This window comes from Corynebacterium sp. 32222D000AT, from assembly GCF_053546955.1.
Window position 1 is genome coordinate 24,243 of the sequence record NZ_JBPPVW010000017.1, and the last position, 20,579, is coordinate 44,821.

General features: G+C 67.4%; 15 protein-coding genes and 1 tRNA gene. 4 read left to right on the forward strand and 12 right to left on the reverse strand.

What is annotated here, in order from left to right; all coding sequences use genetic code 11:
- Window positions 1-5: 5 nt before the first annotated feature.
- The 5 genes from ACEE23_RS09600 to ACEE23_RS09620 form a co-directional block, all read right to left on the reverse strand.
- Window positions 6-1,658 (reverse strand): sodium:solute symporter family protein, encoded by a 1,653-nt coding sequence (locus ACEE23_RS09600; protein ID WP_448872242.1) that lies wholly within the window; start codon window positions 1,656-1,658, stop codon window positions 6-8.
- A gap of 28 nt (window positions 1,659-1,686) precedes the next feature.
- Window positions 1,687-2,679 carry an aldose epimerase family protein gene (locus tag ACEE23_RS09605; protein ID WP_448872228.1) on the reverse strand — a complete coding sequence of 331 codons (993 nt, stop codon included), beginning with the start codon at window positions 2,677-2,679 and terminating at the stop codon, window positions 1,687-1,689.
- Window positions 2,680-2,861: 182 nt separating this feature from the next.
- On the reverse strand, window positions 2,862-3,056 hold the full coding sequence (locus ACEE23_RS09610; protein ID WP_368534486.1) for a hypothetical protein: 195 nt from the start codon (window positions 3,054-3,056) through the stop codon (window positions 2,862-2,864).
- 311 nt (window positions 3,057-3,367) lie between these two features.
- Window positions 3,368-3,444: transfer RNA gene (locus ACEE23_RS09615), tRNA-Met, on the reverse strand.
- A gap of 172 nt (window positions 3,445-3,616) precedes the next feature.
- Entirely contained in the window at window positions 3,617-6,589 is a 2,973-nt protein-coding gene (locus tag ACEE23_RS09620) for a UPF0182 family protein (protein WP_448872230.1), read from the reverse strand.
- A gap of 123 nt (window positions 6,590-6,712) precedes the next feature.
- Here ACEE23_RS09620 and ACEE23_RS09625 point away from each other — a divergent pair, with 123 nt between their 5' ends.
- Both ACEE23_RS09625 and ACEE23_RS09630 read left to right on the forward strand, forming a co-directional pair.
- Window positions 6,713-7,252, forward strand: coding sequence for a PPA1309 family protein (locus ACEE23_RS09625; protein ID WP_448872232.1), 540 nt, complete (start codon window positions 6,713-6,715; stop codon window positions 7,250-7,252).
- 77 nt (window positions 7,253-7,329) lie between these two features.
- A complete protein-coding gene (locus ACEE23_RS09630; protein WP_368521493.1) occupies window positions 7,330-7,992 on the forward strand; it encodes a beta-N-acetylglucosaminidase in 663 nt (220 codons plus the stop codon).
- A gap of 50 nt (window positions 7,993-8,042) precedes the next feature.
- Here ACEE23_RS09630 and ACEE23_RS09635 read toward each other — a convergent pair whose 3' ends face one another.
- Entirely contained in the window at window positions 8,043-9,113 is a 1,071-nt protein-coding gene (locus ACEE23_RS09635; RefSeq protein WP_368521492.1) for a YlbL family protein, read from the reverse strand.
- An 81-nt stretch (window positions 9,114-9,194) separates the two neighbouring features.
- Here ACEE23_RS09635 and ACEE23_RS09640 point away from each other — a divergent pair, with 81 nt between their 5' ends.
- Window positions 9,195-10,676, forward strand: coding sequence for a zinc-dependent metalloprotease (locus ACEE23_RS09640; protein ID WP_368521491.1), 1,482 nt, complete (start codon window positions 9,195-9,197; stop codon window positions 10,674-10,676).
- A 37-nt stretch (window positions 10,677-10,713) separates the two neighbouring features.
- Here the strand turns inward: ACEE23_RS09640 and ACEE23_RS09645 are convergent, their stop codons facing one another.
- Window positions 10,714-11,265 carry a M48 metallopeptidase family protein gene (locus ACEE23_RS09645; RefSeq protein WP_368521490.1) on the reverse strand — a complete coding sequence of 184 codons (552 nt, stop codon included), beginning with the start codon at window positions 11,263-11,265 and terminating at the stop codon, window positions 10,714-10,716.
- A gap of 115 nt (window positions 11,266-11,380) precedes the next feature.
- On the opposite strand from ACEE23_RS09645, the gene ACEE23_RS09650 reads away from it, so the two are divergent.
- Entirely contained in the window at window positions 11,381-12,295 is a 915-nt protein-coding gene (locus ACEE23_RS09650) for a hypothetical protein (RefSeq protein ID WP_448872235.1), read from the forward strand.
- A 48-nt stretch (window positions 12,296-12,343) separates the two neighbouring features.
- Here the strand turns inward: ACEE23_RS09650 and ACEE23_RS09655 are convergent, their stop codons facing one another.
- The 5 genes from ACEE23_RS09655 to ACEE23_RS09675 all read right to left on the reverse strand — a co-directional run.
- Window positions 12,344-14,419 carry an ATP-dependent helicase gene (locus tag ACEE23_RS09655; RefSeq protein ID WP_448872237.1) on the reverse strand — a complete coding sequence of 692 codons (2,076 nt, stop codon included), beginning with the start codon at window positions 14,417-14,419 and terminating at the stop codon, window positions 12,344-12,346.
- The gene (locus tag ACEE23_RS09660) at window positions 14,403-15,203 is read right to left on the reverse strand and encodes an NAD(+) diphosphatase (RefSeq protein ID WP_368521487.1); all 801 of its coding nucleotides are present in this window, start codon (window positions 15,201-15,203) and stop codon (window positions 14,403-14,405) included. Before ACEE23_RS09660 ends, ACEE23_RS09655 begins: the two co-directional genes overlap by 17 nt.
- Window positions 15,203-16,315, reverse strand: coding sequence for a potassium channel family protein (locus ACEE23_RS09665; RefSeq protein ID WP_368520196.1), 1,113 nt, complete (start codon window positions 16,313-16,315; stop codon window positions 15,203-15,205). Before ACEE23_RS09665 ends, ACEE23_RS09660 begins: the two co-directional genes overlap by 1 nt.
- A 125-nt stretch (window positions 16,316-16,440) precedes the next feature.
- Complete coding sequence (locus tag ACEE23_RS09670; RefSeq protein WP_368520195.1) at window positions 16,441-19,713, reverse strand: ATP-dependent helicase; 3,273 nt, start codon at window positions 19,711-19,713, stop codon at window positions 16,441-16,443.
- Window positions 19,700-20,579, reverse strand: an 880-nt coding sequence (locus tag ACEE23_RS09675) for a RecB family exonuclease (RefSeq protein WP_448873585.1), incomplete at its 5' end; no start/stop codon positions are given. The genes ACEE23_RS09670 and ACEE23_RS09675, both read right to left, overlap by 14 nt.

Genomic DNA, 20,579 nt, shown 5'->3' on the forward strand with positions numbered 1-20,579 from the left:
CCTTTCTAGGCGAAGATGACGTTGAGGACGATGACGAGGACCAGGCAGATGATCCCCAGCGGCACGGTGCGCTGGTACCACGGCAGGGACGCCTCCGTGTAGTCCTCGAAGTGGCCCTTGGGCGTGACGGAGCTGACGAAGCCGACCAGCTCGTGGTCCGGCTTCGGGGTGGTAAACAGGGTGACCACCACGGAGACAATGATATCGGTGGCAAAGGCGATACCGGCGGCGACGAAGGCGGTGCCCTGGCCGGGCAGGTTGAACAGCGTGGCGGTCGCGTCGGTGAAGTTGGCGGCGTACCAGTAGCCGATGGCCGCCAGCGTACCGGCGGTCAGGCCGGACCAGCCGGCGTGCGGGGTCATCCGCTTCCAGAACATGCCCAGGATGAACGTGGCAAACAGCGGCGCGTTGAAGAAGCCGAAGAGTGTTTGCAGGTAGTCCATGATGTTGCCGAAGTTGCGCGCCAGCAGCGCGGTGAACATCGCGATGATGGTCGCGCCCACGGTGGCCCAGCGGCCGAACCGCAGGTAGTAATCGTCCGAGCGGTCCTTGACCACGTAGGTCTGCCAGATGTCGTAGGAGATGACGGTGTTGAACGCGGAGATATTCGCGGCCATGCCCGCCATGAACGAGGCCAGCAGGCCGGCGATAGCCACGCCCAGCAGGCCGTTGGGCAGCAGGTCGCGCATGAGCAGCAGGATGGCGTCGTTCGGCTCGGCGGTGCCTTCCACCAGGTCGGCGACCAGCACGGAGGCGACCATGCCGGGGATGACCACCAGGAAGGGGATGAACATCTTCGGGAAGGCGCCGATAATCGGCGTCTTGCGGGCGGCGGAGATGGAATCGGAGGCCATGGCGCGCTGGACCTCGACGAAGTTGGTGGTCCAGTAGCCGAACGAGAGCACGAAGCCCAGGCCCAGCACGATGCCGACCACGGACCAGAACGGCGAGTCGAAGCCGGAGATGTCCGTGCCCGGCCAGGTGTGGAAGTGGGATTCCTGCGCCACGGCGTCCTTGAGGCCCTGCCAGCCGCCCACGCGGTTCAGGCCGATGATGGTCAGCGGCGCCAGGGTGGCGACGATGACGAAGAACTGCAGGACCTCGTTGTAGATCGCGGCGGACAGCCCGCCCAGGGAGATATACGACAGCACGATGATGCCGGCGATCACCAGGGCCACCCACTGCGGCCAGCCCAGCAGGGCCTCCACGATGGTGGCCAGCAGGAAGAGGTTCACGCCGGCGATGAGCAGCTGCGCGAGCGCGAAGGAGATGGCGTTGACCAGGTGCGCGCCGCTGCCGAAGCGCTTGCGCATGAACTCCGGCACGGAGCGGACCTTGGAGCCGTAGTAGAAGGGCATCATGACGATGCCCAGGAAGATCATCGCCGGGACCGCGCCAATCCAGAAGTAGTGCATGGTCTGGAAGCCGTATTCCACGCCGTTGGCGGACATGCCGATGATTTCCACCGCGCCCAGGTTCGCGGAGACGAACGCGAGGCCGGTCACCCACGCGGGCAGGCCGCGCCCGGAGAGGAAGAAGTCGATTGAGGAGGACACACGGGCCTTGGCGGCCCAGCCGATGCCCAGCACGAACGCGAAGTAGACGGCCACCAAGAGGTAGTCGACCCACGAGGCGTCGAGCCGTAGTGCTTGCTGCACACTATCCATAGTGTTGCCTTTCTGTCTGTTAAAAAGCGCTGATACGCAGCGCGAAGCTCGCCGGGGCGCCCGGTCGCAGCGTGGTGATATCGCACCCGCTGGCCAGCGCGTTCGGCGGTGCGCTCATGGGTTCTACCGCCAGCGCCCGGCGCGGCGGTCCGCTGGGGTCGCCACCGGTGCGGTAATCCGGGAAGTCAGGCGCCGTATAGACCTGGGCCCAGCGCATGCCGGGCTGGCTCCCCGACCCCGGGTCGAGCTGGACGCCGTGGCCGTCGGGGCGGGTCAGGCGCGCTACCGGGTGCGCGCCGCGGAAACAGTGGTCGAGCCACACCTTCCCGGAATCATCCCGGCAGGTACCCGGCGCGCCCGCGGCGGCCAGCGGCACGCCGCTAGCGATGCCGGGGAGTACCTCCTCGGCCGGCCGCAGCTGCCCGCAGGGCAAATTGCGGCTGCCCAGCGGGAGGTTGTCTTCAACCGCCAGCTGGAGTCGGCAGTCATCAAGAGCGTCACCGCCGGCCGAAAGGTAGGTGTGTACGCCCAGTGCGAAAGGCGCGGGGCAACCGTCGGTCTCCGCCCGGTATTCGGCAGCAAGACCGTCCGCGCCCAGCCGGTAGGTCGCGGTCAGCCGAATCTGCCACGGCCAGCCGGGCCGCGGACCGATGTCCGTGCGCAGCTGGACCGCCGCATCCTCGTCCGCGTCCCCGTCCTCGCCCCACACGCATTCCCAGAGGCGCTCGTGCACGAAGCCGTGGATGGCGTTGTTGCGCTCCGGCTCGGTAATGGGCAGCTGGTACTGCTGGCCCGCCCAGCCAAACCGGCCATCTTCGGTGCGGTTCGGCCAGGGTGCTAGCACCACCCCGCACGCGGCGGGCGCGTCTGCGCCGTCCGGGTAGGTTTCCACCAGGTCGCGGCCGCAGTAGGTCAGCGCCTTGATGCCGCCGCCTACTCCGGCGATCTCCGCGCGGTAGTCACCGGCGACGAGCGCGTATACCGGGTGATTGCCAGTAGCCGAGTCCGACATGTACCTCACCTTGGCCTTTAAGGCCTAGCCTTCAGGGAGCACGCGCCTATGTGCACGTGCTGCGCGAATTTTTTATACGCGCCACCTACTTACGCTATAACTGGGCGGAATATCCACGCAAACGATTGCAATGTGATTTGGGGTTTCCCTACCCCCAGCGGACTACCCTGCCCGCCCCGGGTTTAGCGCACCAGCGCGGTCGCCATCGCTTGCAGGGCGGCTAGCGCCTCCTCCTGGACGCCGGGGTCATCTGCCTGCTCGGCTGCGCGCAGGATAGCCGCGTTCAGCAGGGAGAACTCCAGCTCGGATACGCCCGGGCACAGCTGGTCCACGACGGCGTTGAAGCCGGCGTGGGAGGCTTGGACCTTCTCGTCCACAACGTATCCACATAGAGCTTTCAATCCTTACTCTACAGATGCAGAAATCCAGCATTCATCGACCGGCAATGTCGTCAAAATTGGGGATCGATGACCTGAACCAATCTGGAGCTTCTATCCGTCCGTCAGTGGGATAAAAGGTATTCATACCACGTATTTCGGTTGCGTCAAGCCTGGGAGATTTCTTGGTTGCTCAATGGGCTCTACACAACTGCGGATTATTTTGTCTAAAACAGAACAAATCTGCTTTCCCGCGGTGCCCCTTGAGATCAATTAAGTCCCCCCAGCCGGAGCTGGAGGGACTAAGAAGTTGGTAGCGGGGGCAGGATTCGAACCTACGACCTCTGGGTTATGAGCCCAGCGAGCTACCGAGCTGCTCCACCCCGCGTCGAGATGACTTCTAACATCTGCGCTTGCCACAGTGGGTTTTTATTGTGTCCCCTCTGTGTCGGCGACTCCTGTAACTATACAGACAGTAATGCGCCCACCCAAATCCCCAGCGCACCCGGCATATCGTCCGGGGTGCGGGGACCTGGTGAGCGCGGTCGCGTCGAACCTAGTTACTGGTTCTCGGCGTCCTGGTAGCGCTTGACGGCCTCGTCCAGCTTGTCGAGGGCGCGGCCGTACTCTTCGTGGGAGCCGCCGCGGGCGTCCTCGATACCCTTGAGGGCGTCGTTGATGCCGGAGATGGCATCGCCAGCAGCGCTATCCGCCGGGGCGCTGGCCGGGTCGGAGGTGGAAGCCTCCTGGCCCTTGTCGTCGCCGGAGCTATCCGCGTCCGGCTTGTCGCCCGAGCCGCCGCGGCCGCCGACTTCCTCGATGTCCTGGGCGGCCTCCGGGTCGATGCCGACCTGTTCCAGGGCCTCACTAATCGTCGGGGCGTAGCCCACGCGGCCCTTGTAGGAAATCAGCACGCGCAGCAGCTTCGGGAACGCGGATTCCTGGTCGGCGCGCTTGGAGTAGATCGGCTCCAGGTAGAGGATCTCTCCCCCGCCGACCGGCAGGGCCAGCAGGTTGCCGTTCTCCAGCTCGTTGGTGCCCTCCCACAGGGAACGGTCGCGGGCGACCTGGTCAGAGGACATCATCGCGTCCTGGGCCTGCTTCGGACCCTGGGTCTGCGTGTCCGTCGGCAGCACGCGCACGGTGATCTTGCCGTAGTTCTGCGGGTCGGAGGTCGCCGTCATGTGCGCCGAGAGGAACTGGCGGCGCAGACCACGGTAGGTGGTGGTCAATTGGAAGCTGGCTTCCTCCGACTGCGGATCGCGGGCCATCACGTAGTACGGCGGCTGATCCTTGGCCTGGGCGCCCTCGGCCGCGGACGGGTCTTCCGGCACGGACCAGAAGGCGTCGTTGTTGAAGAACACGCCCGGGTCATCGACGTGGTAGCGGGCCAGCATGTCGCGCTGGACCTTGAACATGTCCTCCGGGTAGCGGAAGTGCTCGCGCAGCTCGTCGGAGATCTCCGATTCCGGCTTCACGACGTCCGGGAAAACACCCTCCCAGGCCTTCAGGACTGGGTCCTCGGTGTCGAACTCGTAGAGGTCCACGGTGCCGTCGTAGGCATCCACCACGGCCTTGACCGAGTTACGGATGTAACCCACCTGGTCGTTGATGAGGCGCTGGGTGGTCCCGTCCGGGTTCAGCGCGTCCTGGGTGGTCTCCGACAGGGTGGTGCGCTGCGAGTACGGCAGGGCCTCCAGCGTGGTGTAGCCGTCGACAATCCACTTGATCTTGCCGTCGATAACGGCCGGGTAGGTCGAGGAGTCCGTGGTCAGCCACGGCGCGACCTTTTCCACGCGCTCGCGCGGGTCACGGTCGTAGAGGATCTTCGACTCGGAGCCCACGCGGTCGGACAGCAGGAAGTTCAGCTCGCGGTACTTCGCCGCGTAGATGGTGCGGTCGACGATGTTGCCAATGTCGACGCCGCCCTGGCCGTCGTAGGTAAAGGTGCTGGAGTCCGTGTCGTACTCGACCGGGCGATCGCCGGTCTGGCCGACGATGGCGTAGTCTAGGCCGTCGTCCGCGGAAGCGATGACCGGGCCGTAGTAGACGCGCGGCTGCTGGACGTTAATACCCAGCTCTTCCTCGGCGTCGCGGACCTCGCCCTCGCGGTCCTCCTCAGCCTCCTGAGTATCCAGCTCGGAGACCGTGAAGACCGGGAAACCACCGCGGGAGGAGCCGGCGTCGCGGGCGACCTCATCGACCTTGTTAGCCTCGGCCGCGATGAAGCCGTTGCCGTGGGTGTAGACCGTGTGGCGGTTCAGCCAGTCCTGCTGGTTTTCCTGCAGGGCGTTCGGGTCCAGCTCACGGGCGGCGACCACGAAGTCGCGCAGCTGCCCGTCGACCTCGTAGCGGTCCATGGCCAGGGTCTCCGGGAAGCCGTAGAAGTTCTTCAGCTGCTGCATCTGGGTGAAGGTCTCACTCAGGATGTCCGGATCCAGCAGACGCAGGTTGTTGATGGTCTCCTCGTCCTTGGCGACCTTGGCGTCCGGGACTTCCTCGGCGCCCCAGTTTTCAACGTAGTCAACGTCATCATCCGTAATCCCGTAGGCAAAGCGCGTGGACGCGATGTTGCGCTCGATGGATTCGGCTTCCTTCATCTGCCGGTTCGGCTGGACGGAGAACTGCTCCATCAGCAGCGGCCAGCCGTTGCCAATGACCAGGGAGGACACCAGCATCAGCACCACGACCAGGCCGGGGATGCGCAGGTCCTTGATCACCACGGCCGCGAAGAAGGCGATGGCGACGAAGACGCCGATGACCATGAGGATGATCTTCGCCGGCAGGTAGGCGTTGATATCGGTGTAGGAGGCACCGGTAAACAGCTCGTTGGTATTGGTCAGCAGGTCGTAGCGGTCCAGCCAGTAGCCGGCGACCTGCAGCAGCATCCAGATGCCGGCGGTCACGGCCAGCTGGACGCGGGCCGGCTTGGAGACCTGGCCCTTCACGCCTGCGGCCTGGTTGCCGAAGCGGATGCCGCCCAGCACGTAGTGGCCGATGAGGGCGATCAGGAAGGCCACCACGGCGAGCACGCTCAGCGAGCTGACCACCAGGCGGACCACCGGCAGGGTGAAGGCGTAGAAGCCCAGGTCGTGGTGGAACTGGGGATCCTGCACGCCGAAGTCGTTGCCGTTGAAGAACAACAGCACGATCCGCCAGGAGCCCTGGAGGATAAAGCCCGCGGCCAGACCGATCAGGATGGGCAGGAACTTCAGGACCGTGTTCATGGTCTTTTCGATCGACTGCCGGTACTGGTAGACCGGGGAATTCAGGTCCCCCATGTCCGCGTCCAGGCTGTCGGGCCTGCCCCGCCAGACGAAGTGGGCTGCCAGGGCCACCACCAGGCCGGAGAAGATCGCCGCGACGAGGAAGAGGACGACGCGGGCGACGACGGCCGTGGTGAAGACGCCGCGGTAGTCAATCGCGCCGAACCACTTCCAGTCCGTGTAGAGCCCGACGAAAATCGGGCCCACGATGACCAGGATCGCAATGATGCCCACGATCCAGCCCAGCACGCGCGGCGGGCGCTTCATAGGGGCAGCGGGTTGGGATAGGTTTGAAACCAACGCCAGCTCCAATCAATTATCGTGCGAATATAGAAAGTTATAGGCTTCCAGTTTAAGCAAGCACTAAAGTGACAACGAATAAGGATGTTCATGAGTTCCCCCAGCAATTCCCAGCCAGCTCTTAACAAAGCCATGCGGGAGGCCGTCGAGTTTGTCCACGCCGAAGGGTGGGACGCCGCCCCTACCCTTTTTGCCCTCGTGCCCACGGATTTAGTGGCCGCGCAGCTCGACGATTTGGGCGCTCACGACGACGCCCCGCTGACGCTCATCGTGCAAGATAACCTTCCCGAAAACTTGGAGCCAGATTCCGAGGAACTGGCCGACTACGTCTCCCGGCTGGCGTGGCCGCACGACGTGGCAGGCGTGGTCCTGGCCCAGGAGATCAAGTTCCGCGACGCCGCCGCGGGGGAAGGCGCCCCGGCCCGCCCGGCGCGGCTGTATTCCGGCGTACTGCGCGAGGAGGGCGTGGAGCTGACCCTGCTGCAGCTGCGCCCCACCGAGGAAGAGCTGGAAGCCGCCGGCCCCTTCGCCCAAGACGACATCCAGCTGCGCGGCGGCCCCGACGTGGCGCCGGGGGTGCTCGCGGCCCTGCGCTATGGCTTGGAGCAGGACCCGGATGAGGTAGTTTAAGCTGTAAGCAACGGGGCTGTGCTTTACCCGGCCCCGCTTGGTCCCCTATCGCGATGTTCTTTGAGGAGATTGATCCCGTGCGTCTTGCCAACCGTTTCCGCCGGGTGAGCCTGGCCGCCGCTACCGGACTGTGCGCGCTGAGCCTGGCCGCCTGTGGCCAATCCGAAGAGGAGCCCCAACCGGATCCCGCCCCGGCCGCCAGCGAAACGGACAAGGCCCCGGAGACCGAAACCTCCGAGGCCCAGGAGTCCACCGAGTCTCAGGCTCCGGCCACCAGCTCCGCGGAATCCGCCTCGGAGTCCGCGGCCGACGAGTCTGAGCCGGCCGATAGTTCGGCCGCCAAGTCCTCGCAGGCCACCGGCGACGAAAAGCTCGAGGAGTCCGTCGCGCACGTCTACGAGATCTTCTCCAGCCTGGCGCCGCGCTCCCTGTTCGCCCAGTTCGACAGCTGCGACGATGTGGGCATGCGCGACTCCTACAACTGCACCGGCGCCGAGATCGGCTCCATCCAGTTCTACAAGTCCTCCTCCCAGGCCGCCCAGGCCACCCAGGTGCTGACCGGCCTGCGCAACGGGCACGTGGTCAAGGACGAGGGCGATATCCTGGTCGGCTGGTCCACCCTGGGCACCGACACCATCCTGTCCGTCGTGGACAACGACAAGGGCCTGGTCATGAAGCAGCTGGCCCCCTCCGACGTGGAAGAGCCCGAGGAGCTCCTCGCGGAGATGGGCGTCCTCTAAACCGCCCCCGCCGCGGCAGCACCCGCGGCCTTTGCCCTGCCTGCCCGGCGCTACTGCGCCGGGCAGGTTTTTACGTCGCGGCCGGCGTCGAAGTCGTCCATGGCCGCGATGGCATCATCTAGCGTGTCGACGCTGGCGATGACCATGTCGCCGTGGTCGCGGCTGGTGGCCTCCGCGCAGTTGCCCGACGGCGCCAGGAAAAGCTCGGCGCCGGCCTCTTCGGCGGCATCCACCTTGTGCACGATCCCGCCGATGGGCCCGACCTTCGCGTCCGGGCCGATGGTGCCCGTGCCGGCCACGAAGTGCCCGCCGGTCAGATCCCCGGGCGAGAGCTTATCGATGACGGCGAGGCTGAACATCATGCCGGCCGACGGGCCGCCGATGTCCTGCAGGTTGTAGTTGACCTTGATGTCCTCGGCTGGCTGGGTGGTCATCAGGATGCCCAGCAGGGGCACGTCCTCGTCGTGGGGCGAGGCAGCCAGCGTTACCTTTTCCTCGCGTTCCTTGCCGTCGCGCTCGACGGTCAGGGTGACCTCGTCGCCCGGCGCGTGGGACTGGATGCGCTTTTGCAGCTCCTGCGGCTCGCCGACCGCTTCCCCGTCCAGCGCCTTGATCACGTCCTCGCGCTCCAGGGCGCCCTGGGCCACAGAGTCCTCGGTGAGATCCGCGACGACGATTTCCACCGGCTTGTCCAGATAGTCCATGGCCGCGATGGTGGCGGCGGACTCGGAGTCGGTAAACGCCTGCTTGTTGGCCTCTTCCATCTGCTCCGGCGACATGTTCTTCGGGATGACCGTCTCGATGGGCACGATGGTGTCGTCGCTGGTCAGCCAGCGGCCCAGCATTTGCATCAGGCTCATCTGCGTGCGCACCGAGACGGTGGTCATGTTCAGGTGACCGGCCGGATCATCGGTGTTCGGGGCGTCGACCTCGACGACGGGCTTGCCGTCGACCTCGTCCAGCGTGTTCACGGTCGGCCCGGGGCCCTCGGCAGCATAAGGCACCGCGAGGTTGATATCGGTTCCGGGGATTTCGGTGACACTGACCGCGGCGCCGAGCAGGACCACTGGGATTGCGCCCCACACGAGCGTGCGCCGGCGGCGCGAGGATGAAGAGGTCATGGCCACACAGCCTACCGTGTTCGCTATCAGCGTTTAAGTTGGCATGGTGGCAGCCTTAGCGCGGACGGTAGATTGGGGACTATGACTAACGGATTCGGCTTTTCTTTCCCCAATAATGATGACGACGACGATAACAGCGATCGCCGCGACCAGAACCCGTTTGGCGCCTTCGGATTTAGCGGAGCCGGGGGCGGCGGATTAGGCGATATGCTCAACCAGTTCGGGCAGATGCTGTCCGGCATGGGCTCGTCTATGAACTCGCCGGAAAACTCCGGCCCGGTTAATTACGCCATGGCTGAGCGCATCGCCCGCCAGCAGATTTCCAGCGACAAGCCCGTCGGTGACAAGGACACCCAGGCCGTCGAGCAGTCCCTGCGCCTGGCCGAGCTGTGGCTGGATGATTCCACGGACCTGCCGACTGCGAGCTCCACCGTGGCGGCGTGGAATTCCACCGAGTGGTTAGAAAACACCCTGCCGATGTGGAAGCGCATGGTCACTCCCGTGGCCGAGCACATGAACGAGGCGCAATTAGAGTCCATGCCGGAGCAGGCCCGGGAGATGATGGGCCCGCTGTCGCAGATGATGAACCAGATGTCGGGCATGAACTTCGGCATGCAGCTCGGCCGCGCGCTGGGCGACCTGGCCCAGCAGGCGCTGACCGGCTCCGATCTCGGCCTGCCCGTCGCCCCGTCCGGGGTGACCGCCATGCTGCCGCACAACATCCAGCACATCGCCCGCGACCTGGACATCCCGGCCCAGGAGGTCATGGTCTATATCGCCGCGCGGGAGGCCGCCCGCCAGCGCCTGTTTACCCACGTGCCGTGGCTGGTCGAGCGCCTGGTCTCCTCCGTGGAGGAATACGCCCTGGGCCTGGTCATTGACACCTCCCACATCGAGGAGGCCACCCGCGAGCTCAACCTGGAGTCCGGCGATCCGCAGGCCATCCAGGACGCGATGAGCAAGCTGCAGGGCATGGATCTCTCCCCGCGCATTTCCTCGCGCAACGCCGCGGCCGTCTCCCGCTTGGAGACCCTGCTGGCCCTGGTCGAGGGCTGGGTCGAGCACGTCGTCACCGAGGCCATGCAGGACCGCATCCCGTCGACCTCGGCGATGAACGAGGCCTGGGCCCGCCGGCGCACCTCCGGCGGCTCCGCCGAGAAGGCGTTTTCCCGCGTGGTCGGCATCGAGCTGGCCGCCCCGAAGGTCCGGGAGGCCGCCGAGCTGTGGCGCCGCTCCACCGTGGCCGTGGGCGTGACCAAGCGCGACGGCGCCTGGGAGCACCCCGACCTGCTGCCCACCGCCGAGCAGCTGGACAACCCGGCCTCCTTCATCGACGCCCTGCTGGACGACGCGCCGAGCGACGACTTCGACGCCGAGTTCGCCAAGCTGGAAGAGATGCTGCGCAACGAGGACACCAAGGGCGAAGACGACGCCGACAAGACCGACGCCGACAAATCCGCCGACGGGGACTCCGCCGAGGACGACACCACGGGCGGTGGCAACGACGCCAGCAACGATGGTGACGACAGCAAGGGCGAGGACGACTCCCCGAAGGACAACTAAGCCGGTGTAGGCCGCTAGGCCTGCCCCGCGGTGGCTCCTAGCTTTCGTTTATTTCGCTAGCCCCGCCGCCGAAGCGCTGATAGGCCTCCAAATAGCCTTGCGCGCGCTCGGCGTGTGGGGCTTTGTTGGCCCACATCCAGAACGCTTCCCCGTGGTTGGGGATGAAGGTGTGCACCAGCTCGTGGATGATGACCGAGTCCAGCACGTATTCGGGCACCCGCTGCAGCCGGTGGGAGATCCGAATGGCGCCCGTGGTCAGGGTGCAGCTGCCCCAGCGGGTGTTCTGGTTGGTCACCCAGCGGATAGAACCCACCTGGGCCTGGCCGTACAGGTAGGTCTGGTTGAGGTACTCGGCGCGCTCGGCCAGCTTTTCGTCGCTGGCGTGCGGGGAGGCTTCCTTCTTGGCCAGCTGCCGGCGCATATCGGCCACGGCCTTGTCCTCCTGGGCCTGCGACATCCAGGCCGGGATCCGGACTTGGAGGACGCCGTCCACCACGCGGGCCTCGACGGTGCGCTTGCGCCGGGCCGAGCGGATAACCCGCACCGGCATGGTGGCGGCTGACTCCCCCGGCTGCTGTGGTCTCGACATGACAGCCCATCCTAGCTGTGTTCCAATGGGGACACGCGCTCAAAGGCCCATGCCGCCACAGGCGCTACGCAAAGGGGTGAATAGACGCCGTCGCGGCGAGGGGGACAAACCACAGGTGGATAACGAAGACACGACTAACGCCATGCCCGATGAGGGCGCGGCCTTTTTCGCCGAGCCGGAGGCCCCAGACCCGCCGGCCGGTGCGGGCGAGAGCTTCCGCTTCGCGCCCGGGGTGGGGTTTTATGCGCGGGATGCGGGCACGCTGCAGTTCGGGCTGGATGCCACCCGCGCCGGCCTGATTGGCACCGGCCAGCCCATGCGCCTGGCGCGGGCGCTGGCTCACCTCCCGGATCCCTTCACGCGCGCCGACTGGGAGGACCTGGCCGGCCTGGCGCCGAGTGCCTCCCGCAGCCTGCTGGACGACCTGCTCAAATACGGCATCGTGCGCGCCCAGGGGCTCGGCCCGGCGGTGGTGGTGCTCGGCCGCACGCGGCTGGCGGGGCTGGTCACGGAGACGCTGCGCGCGCACGGGTGCCGGGTGCGCAACCCCTTCGACCGGGAGACGATGAGCTCCTACCTGGCGCACACCGCCCCGCACACCCCCATCGTGCTCGTCGACGAGCTGGCCGAGGCCCTCTACTGGGCACCCCTGCTGGCCCGGTACCGCGCCAAGGCCTTTACCTGGCTGCCGGTCAGCGCCATCGACTCGCGCGGGATCATCGGGCCGCTGCACTACCGCGGCGAAGGACCTTGCCCGCTGTGCTTCGACCTGGTGCGCAGCGACATGGACCCATCCTGGCCCACCGTCATCGCCCAGTACGGGCAGCACACGAAGGTCCACGACTTCGCGGTCTACCACGCGATTACCGCCCACACGCTGGTGGCAGTCGGTGCGGTCACCGGCACCCCTACCCCGCCGGGGGTTCCCGCCGCCCGGGCCATGCCCGGTTCACTTATCGACGTGGACGTCTACGGGCAGACCACGCACCGCATCCTCGAGCCGCACCCGCACTGCCCCGCCTGCTTCTAGGGTGTGGTGTTTAGCTCGCGAGCATTGCTTTGCTCGCGAGCGTGCTACTTAGCCGGCCACGTGGCTAGAGACCAGGCTCAAGATTTCCGCGCCGAATTTTTCCATCTTGCTCGGCCCCACGCCGGACACGCTGAGCAGGGCGGCCTCGTCGGTGGGTAGTTGCTCCGCGATGGCCAGCAGCGTGGCGTCGGAGAAAATCACGTACGCCGGCACCTGGGCCTCGGCCGCGACGTCCTTGCGCCAGGCCCGCAGGCGGGCAAAGAGCTCCTCGTCGACGTCGGAGGCGCAGAACTCGTGGCGGCCCAGCGACTTCTCCGCCGGGGTGGCCAGCGGCCGCCCGCACACGCGGCAGGACGAGCGGCGCCGCGAACGCCGCGACGGCGCGTCAGCGACCTGGTTCTGGACGATCCCATCCAAAAAGCGGGTGCGCTCCCGGCTGGCGCGAGCGCCGGTGGTCTTCGCACGCGCCCAGGAACACAGCAGGTGCTCGCGGGCGCGGGTGATCCCGACGTAGAACACGCGGCGTTCTTCCTCGATGTCCTCGGCATTGCCGGACTTGATGGCGTGGTTGAGCGGCAACAGTTTTTCGCTCAAGCCCACCAGGAAGACCGCGTCCCACTCCAGGCCCTTGGCGGCGTGGAAGGTGGCCAGGGTAACGCCCTCCATGACCGGGTTCTGCTTGTTGCGGGCGCGCTCCTGCAGCTGGGCGACCACCCCGGGCAGGTCGATGCCCGGCCGGTTGTCCACCAGCTGCCGGATGAGATCCACCAGGGCGCTTAGGGACTGCCAGCGCTCGCGAGCCTGGGCGCCATCCGGCTCGCGCTCGGAAAGCCCCAGCGGCGCGAAGGCCGCCCGGGCCACCGCCACTGGGTCGGCCGGCAGGTCGTCGCGGCGGGTCGCGCGCACCAGCTCGCGCACGCCCTCGCGGATCTCAGCGCGGTTGAAAAAGCCCTCCCCGCCGCGGACCTGGTAGACCACCCCGGCATCCGCCAGCGCCTGCTCGAAGGGCTCCGACTGGGAGTTGATGCGGTAGAGCACCGCGATCTCCTTGGCGGGCACGCCGTCGTTGAGCAGGCTCAAGATCTTGCCGGCGACCTCCTGGGCCTCGGTCTCCTCGGACTCGTAGTCCTGGAACTGCGGCTCCGGGCCGGGCTCGCGCATGCCCTGTAGCTCCAGGCGGGTGCCGGCGGCCCGCCCGCTGGCCTGGCCGATGACCCGGTTGGCCAGGTCGGTAACCTGCGGCGTCGAGCGGTAGTCGCGCTGCAGCTTGACCACCGTAGCGTTCGGGTACTTGCGCGAGAAGTTCAGCAGGTTGTCCGGGCTCGCGCCGGTAAAGGAGTAAATGGTCTGGTTGGCGTCGCCGACCACCGTGAGATCGTCGCGCTCGCCCAGCCAGGCGTCCAGCACGCGCTGCTGCAGCGGGGTGACGTCCTGGTACTCGTCCACCACGAAGCTGCGGTACTGCGAGCGGAACTCCTCCGCCACCGCCGGGACGTTTTCCAGCGCCCCGGCCACGTGCAGCAGCAGGTCCTCGAAGTCCAGCAGGACGCCGTCCGGGCGGGTCTTTAAGTCCTCGTAGGCCTGGTAGACCGCCGCGACCTTGTCCGGGCTCACCGGGGCCTTGCGGCCCAGCTTGGCGATGTGTTCGGCGTACGTGCCCGGGGTGAGAAGGCAGGACTTGGCCCACTTGATCTCTTCTTTGAGATCCCCCACAGTCTCCTTGGTGTTTTCCACGCCCACCCGGTTGACGGCGCGGCCAACCAGGGAGAACTGCTTGTCCACCATGGCCCAGGGCAGGTCCCCGGCCACCTGCGGCCAGAAGTATTTCAGCTGCCGGCGGGCCGCGGAGTGGAAAGTACGCGCCTGCACGCCGCCGATACCCATGGACTCAAGCCGGTCGCGCATCTCCCCGGCGGCCTTGGTGGTAAAGGACACCGCCAGCACGCGCTGCGGGCTGACGAAGCCCTGTTCCACCAGGTGCGCGATGCGGTAGGTGATGGTGCGGGTCTTGCCGGTGCCGGCGCCGGCGAGGATGCACACCGGCCCGCGCGGGGCCGTGGCCGCGACCCGCTGGTCCTCGTCCAGCTGGCTGAGGTCGAGACTGAACTTAGCGTCTGGTGCCACGGGCGTACCACTCCATCATCATCGTGTGTGCAATAGAACCTGGCGCGGCCAGCGGCAACGACAGCAACTGGTCCCGCCCGACCCAGCGGATTTCGGCCAGCTCCCCGTCGGTCGCAGCCGCCGGGTCCGGGTCCGGGTGCGCGGCGGTGGCACTAAAGCCCACCATCAGTGAGCCGCTGGCCGGCCACGGCTGGGATCCCCAATAGGTTATCTTATGCACCCGACGGCCGGTCTCCTCCCACACCTCCCTTTCGAAGGCGTGTTCTAGGCTCTCGCCGACGTCGACGTAGCCCGCGATGAGCGAGAAATACCCCGGCCGCATCCGGTTGCGGGCGACCAGGATTTCCTCCTTCTCTGGGTGGTGGACCATCCCGATGACCGCCGGATCCAGGCGCGGGTAGACCGTCTGCGTGTCCTGACCCGGCGCGCGCCCGGCGATGCCGCCGGCGCCGAATTCCAGCTCCTGCCCGCTGCGCGGGTGGAAGCGGAACTCGCGGCGGTAGCGCAGCAGACCAATCGCGCGCAGCGACCACGCAACCAGTTGGCGGGTCTCGGCGCTGGTGTGGGGGTCGCGGGCCAGGGCGGCCAGCTCGCGCGGGCCCAGCCAGCCCGCCGCCCCGGGGATGGTCTCCACCCCGGCCGACGGCGCGGGCTGCGCGTAGACCAGCGGGCTATAGGAGACCGTGACGTAAACCTCCGCGGCCGCCGGCAGGGCATCGATGACCACCGGCAGCCCGTCGCCGCTGGCGGGGACCTGCCCGCGCGCGGAGACGTAGATAAGCACTAGTCGTTGTCCTCCGTGACCTCGGCGGGCTCCTCCGTGTCGTGCTTGATGTAGAGCAGCCGGTCGCCGGGCCGCAGGGCATTCGCGTCGGCGGTGTCTACGCGGTGGATCTCGTTGTCGCGCAGCACGGCCAGAACGATGTCCATGATGTGGCGCGGGTTGGAGCCGACCTCGTATTCGCGCACGGGGCGCTCGGCCACGGAAAAGCCCTCGTTCGGGGAGAGCAGGTCCTCCATCATGGACACGACCGTCGGGGTGACGGTGGCCAGCCCCAGCAGGCGGCCGGCGGTCTCGGCGGAGGTGACCACGGAATCCGCGCCGGACTGGCGCAGCAGGTGGCGGTTTTCGGACTCGCGCACCGAGGCCACGATCTTGGCGTGCGGGGACAGCTCGCGCACCGACAGGGTGCACAGCACGGCGGTATCATCCGTGGACGGGGTGACCACCACGGACTTGGCGTGTTCCACGCCCGCGATTTTCAGCACGTCCTGGCGGGTGCCGTTGCCGTAGATGGTGACCAGCCCGTGGTGCTCCGCGTGGGAGAGTGCCGCGCGGTTGGTGTCGATGACCACGATGTGGGAGGCCGGGACATCGTCAGCCAGCAGGGCCGCGACGGCCCCGGCACCCTTGGTGCCATAGCCGATGACGACGGTGTGGTTATGCAACTTTTTCCTCCAACGCTGGATTTCGTAGGTCTTTCGAGTCTTTTCAGTCAGCACCGACAAGGTCGCGCCGACCAACAAGACCAGGAAGATCAGGCGGGCCGGGGTAATAAGAACGAGGTTTAAGAAGCGGGACTCCGGGCTGACCGGCACGATATCGCCGTAACCCACGGTGGTTAGCGACACGGCCGAATAATACGCCGCATCCAGAAGCGACATGTTCTCCTCGCTGTAACCGTCCCGGTCGAAGTAGACCACCAGGGTCACAAAGACCACGATCACCAGCGCGAGGACAATACGCCGCATCAGCTGTTTCCACGGGTTGGTCTCATCCTTGCGGGGCACGCGGATGATGTCGATGAGGCCGTGCGCTGGCAGCGCGGACAGCTCGTGTCCGGGGTGGAACCGCTGGGTAATACGCCGCTTGAAGCGGCGCGCGGGAGTCGGCATGAGCTCGACGGCCTCCTTCGTGTGTCAAACCAGGGGCGCGGGCCGGGCAGGAACCTGCCCACGCAATGCAATACCCTAGTGCGATTGCCGCAATATTACCGAACTCCCGCGGGGCCCACCCGCCCTCACTCGGGGTGCACCGCCCCGCTGAGCAGCCGCACCAGGGCCGGCCCGTCCGGCAGGTGGCGCGGTTCCAGCGTGTAGTTATCCGCCACGTAGTGGAAGGCCGCACGCACGCTGTGTGCCCCGGTCAGCCGGCGCCAGGCCTCGGCGTAGACGGCCAGCTGGATCTGGGCGGCCTGCATGTCCGCGCCCTGCGGCGGCCGGCCCGTCTTCCAGTCCACCACCAGCCAGCTGCCGTCCGGCTCGCGGAAGACCGCGTCGATGCGCCCGCGCACCACCGCACCACCGATGGTGACCTCGAACGGGGCCTCGACGTGCTCCGGGGTGCGGTTGGCCCAGTCGCTGTCGAGGAATTTCTCCTTCAGCGTGACCAGGTCCGCGGCCGGGACCGGCTCATCGATGCCGGGCAGTTCGTCCTCGCTCAGCAGCGCCTGGCCGCCGAAGCGCTCCTCCAGCCAGGCGTGGAAGGCGGTGCCGCGCTTGGCATAAGAATTCGGTTTAAACGGCACCGGGCGGCGCTGCCGGCGGGCGAACTGCACGGGATCCGCGCGCAGGGCCACCAGATCCGAGGCGGTCAGCTCTCCCGGCAGGGCCACTTCCACCACGGGTGCTTGCAGGCCGCGGTATTCCTCAATGAGCGCGCTGGCTTCCGCCTCCCACTGGGCGAAGGCCTCGCCCTCGCTTAGCTCCGGCAGCTGGTCCATCGCCGCGGCCACCCGCCGCGCGCCGTCTTTGGCGCCCGGGCGCTGCGGCAGGACCGGGAAGCCGGCGGCCGGGGCCTGCTCGGCGTCGGTGTCCTCGAAGCCCTCGTCCCAGTGCACGACCGCGTCCGGGAACTTATCCCGCAGCAGCTCCAGCTGCTCGTAGACGCCTTCGTCGCGCTTGCCGGTGTAACTGCCGGTAACGGTCAGCGTGGATTCGCTGCGCGTCATGGCCACGTAGAAAAGGCGCGCTGCCTCCTGGGCCAGGTGTTCCTTCTTCTCCTGCTTGTAGGCCTCGCAGCCCTTCTCGAAGTCGCTGCGGGTGGCTTCCTTGACCTCGCCCTTGGCGTTCGGCTCCGGCTCGACGACCTCGATATAGTCCTCGTCGCCGGGCACGATGGCCGCCTGGGACAGGAAGGTCCCGCCGCGGGTCTGGTAGGAATTCTTGTCCGCGCGCACCACGCAGACGTGCTCCCACTCCAGGCCCTTGGCCTTGTGCGCGGTCAGGATCTGCACCCGGTTGTTGACCTTCGGGACCTCGCCCGGCTCCAGCGCGTTCTCGTGCTCCTTAGCCAGCTCCAGGTAGTCCAGCAGCGCGCCGAGGCCGTCGACCGGCAGGGATTCCACCACGCCGGCGAAGGCGTCCAGGTGCGTGGCCCCGCCCGCCGTGCCGCGGGCCAGGACCTCGGTGCGCAGGTTGAACACCGCCTCGATGTCGGCGAAGAGATCGCCCAGCGGCTTGGAAAGGCTATAGGTGCGCAGGTAGCGCAGCCGGGAGGACAGCTCCTCGATGCGTGCGAGCCCCTCCGGCGTGTAGCGCTCGCGCTCGCCCAGGTCCGCGACCGCGTCCGCCAGGCCCAGCACCTGCTCCGGGGCCTGGGCTGTGATGTCGTCCAGCTCCGCGCGCAGCACCGCCTCCGGATCGGCAGGGTCCAGCGGCTCCTCCGGCGCCTGGCCTGCTGGCTGGTCTGCGCTTTGGTCGGTGGTCTGGGCCGGGTCCTCCTCGCCGGGGTGGCGCAGGCGGCCGGCCAGGTTGGCCGCGCGCTTGCCCAGGGACTGGATGTCCTTCAGGCCGATGCCGCAGGCGGGCCCGGCCAGCACGCGCAGGGCCGCGGTGTTGTTCTGCGGCCGGATGAGCATGGTGGCCAGCGCCACCAGGTCCTGGACTTCCGGCTCGTAGAGCAGCCCGCCCAGGCCGGCGATTTCATAGGGCACCCCGGCTTCTTCCAGAGCTCGGGCCACGGGTTGGGCCTGCTTGTTGGTGCGCACCAGCACCGCGGCGCTGAAGTCGCGTTCGGCTTCCTGGGCCGCCACGTATTTCTCGCGCAGGTGCTCGGCCACGAACTCCATCTCAGCGTCCTCGTTGGCGAAAAAGCCCAGGGAGACCTCGCCGTCGCCGGCGTGATCGTGCGCGCGCAGCGGGTCCACCGGCCGCGGGCCGCCGGCGAAGACCCCGTCGGCCACGGCGTTGGCCATCTCCAGCACCTTGCGCGGGTTGCGCCAGGAAATCGTCAGCTGGTCCTTGTCCGCGGGCTCGCCGTTTTCTTGCGGGAAGTCCGTGACGAAGGCGGCGAGGTTTTCCGCGGTGGCACCGCGCCAGCCGTAGATGGACTGCATGGGATCGCCCACCGCCGTCACGGACAAGCCCGGATGGGGCTCGCCGCCGAAGAGCGCGCGCAGCAGCACACGCTGGGAGTGGGAGGTGTCCTGGTATTCGTCCAGCAGCACCACGCGGAAGCGGGAGCGCTGGGCCGCGCCGACTGCCGGGTGCGCGGCGGCCAGCTTCGCGGCCACGGCCATCTGCTCGCCGAAGGTGACCACGGCCTTTTCCCGCTGCGCTTGCTGCAGGGCCTCGACCAGCTCCAGGTAGTCCACGCGAACCTGCTGGGTGTCCAGGTAGCCTTCCAACTTCTTGGAATACTCGCCCTTGGTGCGCGGGCCCTTGGGCAGGTCGTCGACCTCGGCGCGGAAGTCCTGGGCGTGCTGGCGGATATCGTCCGGGTCGGCCAGCACGTTGTCCATGGCGGAGACCAATTTCACCAGCTGCTCCGTGACGGTGCCGACCTGGCTGGTGCTGGACAGGCGCCCGGTGTAGTTGGTGACCACCTCGTGGGCCAGGGCGAAGCGCTCGGCGTCGGTGATGATCCGCGCGCCCGGCTCCACCGGCACCAAGAGCCCGTACTCGCGGACCAGGTCCCCGGCGTAGGAGTCGTAGGTGGCCACCTTCGGCGCGATGGTCTCCAGGGCGTCGGCCACCGGCGAGCCCGGCGGGAACATGCCGGTCTCCCGCAGCTGCACCAGCGCCCGGCGGATGCGGTTTTCCAGCTGTAGGGCGGCCTTCTTGGTAAACGTCAGCCCCAGGATCTCCTCGGGCCGGACCACCCCGTTGGCCACCAGGGAGACCACCCGGGAGGCCATGGTCTCCGTCTTGCCGGCGCCGGCGCCGGCTACCACCAACTTCGGCCCCAGCGGGCTGTCGATGACCTGGGCCTGCTCCGCGCTGGGCGGGAATTTCTTGCCCAGCGACGCGGCCAGCACGGCCGGGCTCAAGTGGGGGTAATTAGCCTTCGACATCGGTGGTCATCCTTCCCTCCGGCTGCACCGGGCAGATGGGCTTAATCCGGCAGAACGTACAACTATCGCTAATGCGCGCGGTCACGGTCGGCCCGCGCTGCTCGGCCACCAGGTCGGGCAGCTGCGCGGCGAATTCCTCTAGGGCCTCAGCGCCCCAGGCGCTCTGGTAGCGCCCCGGCACCGACTTGTTCGACGAGGCCGGGTAGAACAGCACCCCGCCCTCGCGCGGCAGGCCGTCGCCGCTGGCGACCTTGACCCCGCTGGGGTTGTGGGCGCTGGCGTCCTCGGTGACCACCTCGCCCTGGGACAGGGCCAGCTGGTAGGTCGCCAGCTGGGGGTTGTCCTCCGCGGCCTGGACCGAGGGTACGGAGCTGCCCGTCTTGAGATCCACCACGCGGTAGCCTTCGGCGGACTTGTCCAGGCGGTCGATGCGCCCGGAGATGCGCACGCCGTTGTCCAGCCGCACGTCGACGGGCACCTCGGTGCCCACGGCAGTGAAGTTCACGTTCGCCTCCGCGACCCAGCTCTGGGTGCGCTGCAGCAGTTCCGCGAAGGACTCCGCCTCCGAGGCGCGCTTCCAGGCCGGCGAGTTCTGGATGCTGCTAAAGGCGGCCAGCGACAGCTCGTGGGCCAGGGCGGGGCTCAGCCCCCGGCCGATGGCCTCCAGGAAGGCGTGCGCCAGGCTGCCGCGCAGCATGGCCATCTGGTTGTCTGGTTCCTCCTCCAGGCTGGACAGGACCGCGTGCAGCGGGCACTGCATGAGCGCTTCCACCTTGGACGGCGACAGCGCCGGCCGCGGGTTAAGCTCCGGGCTGCTGGCCACCTCGCGGGCGGCCCACCACTGCTGCGGCTCGGCGCCCGGGACC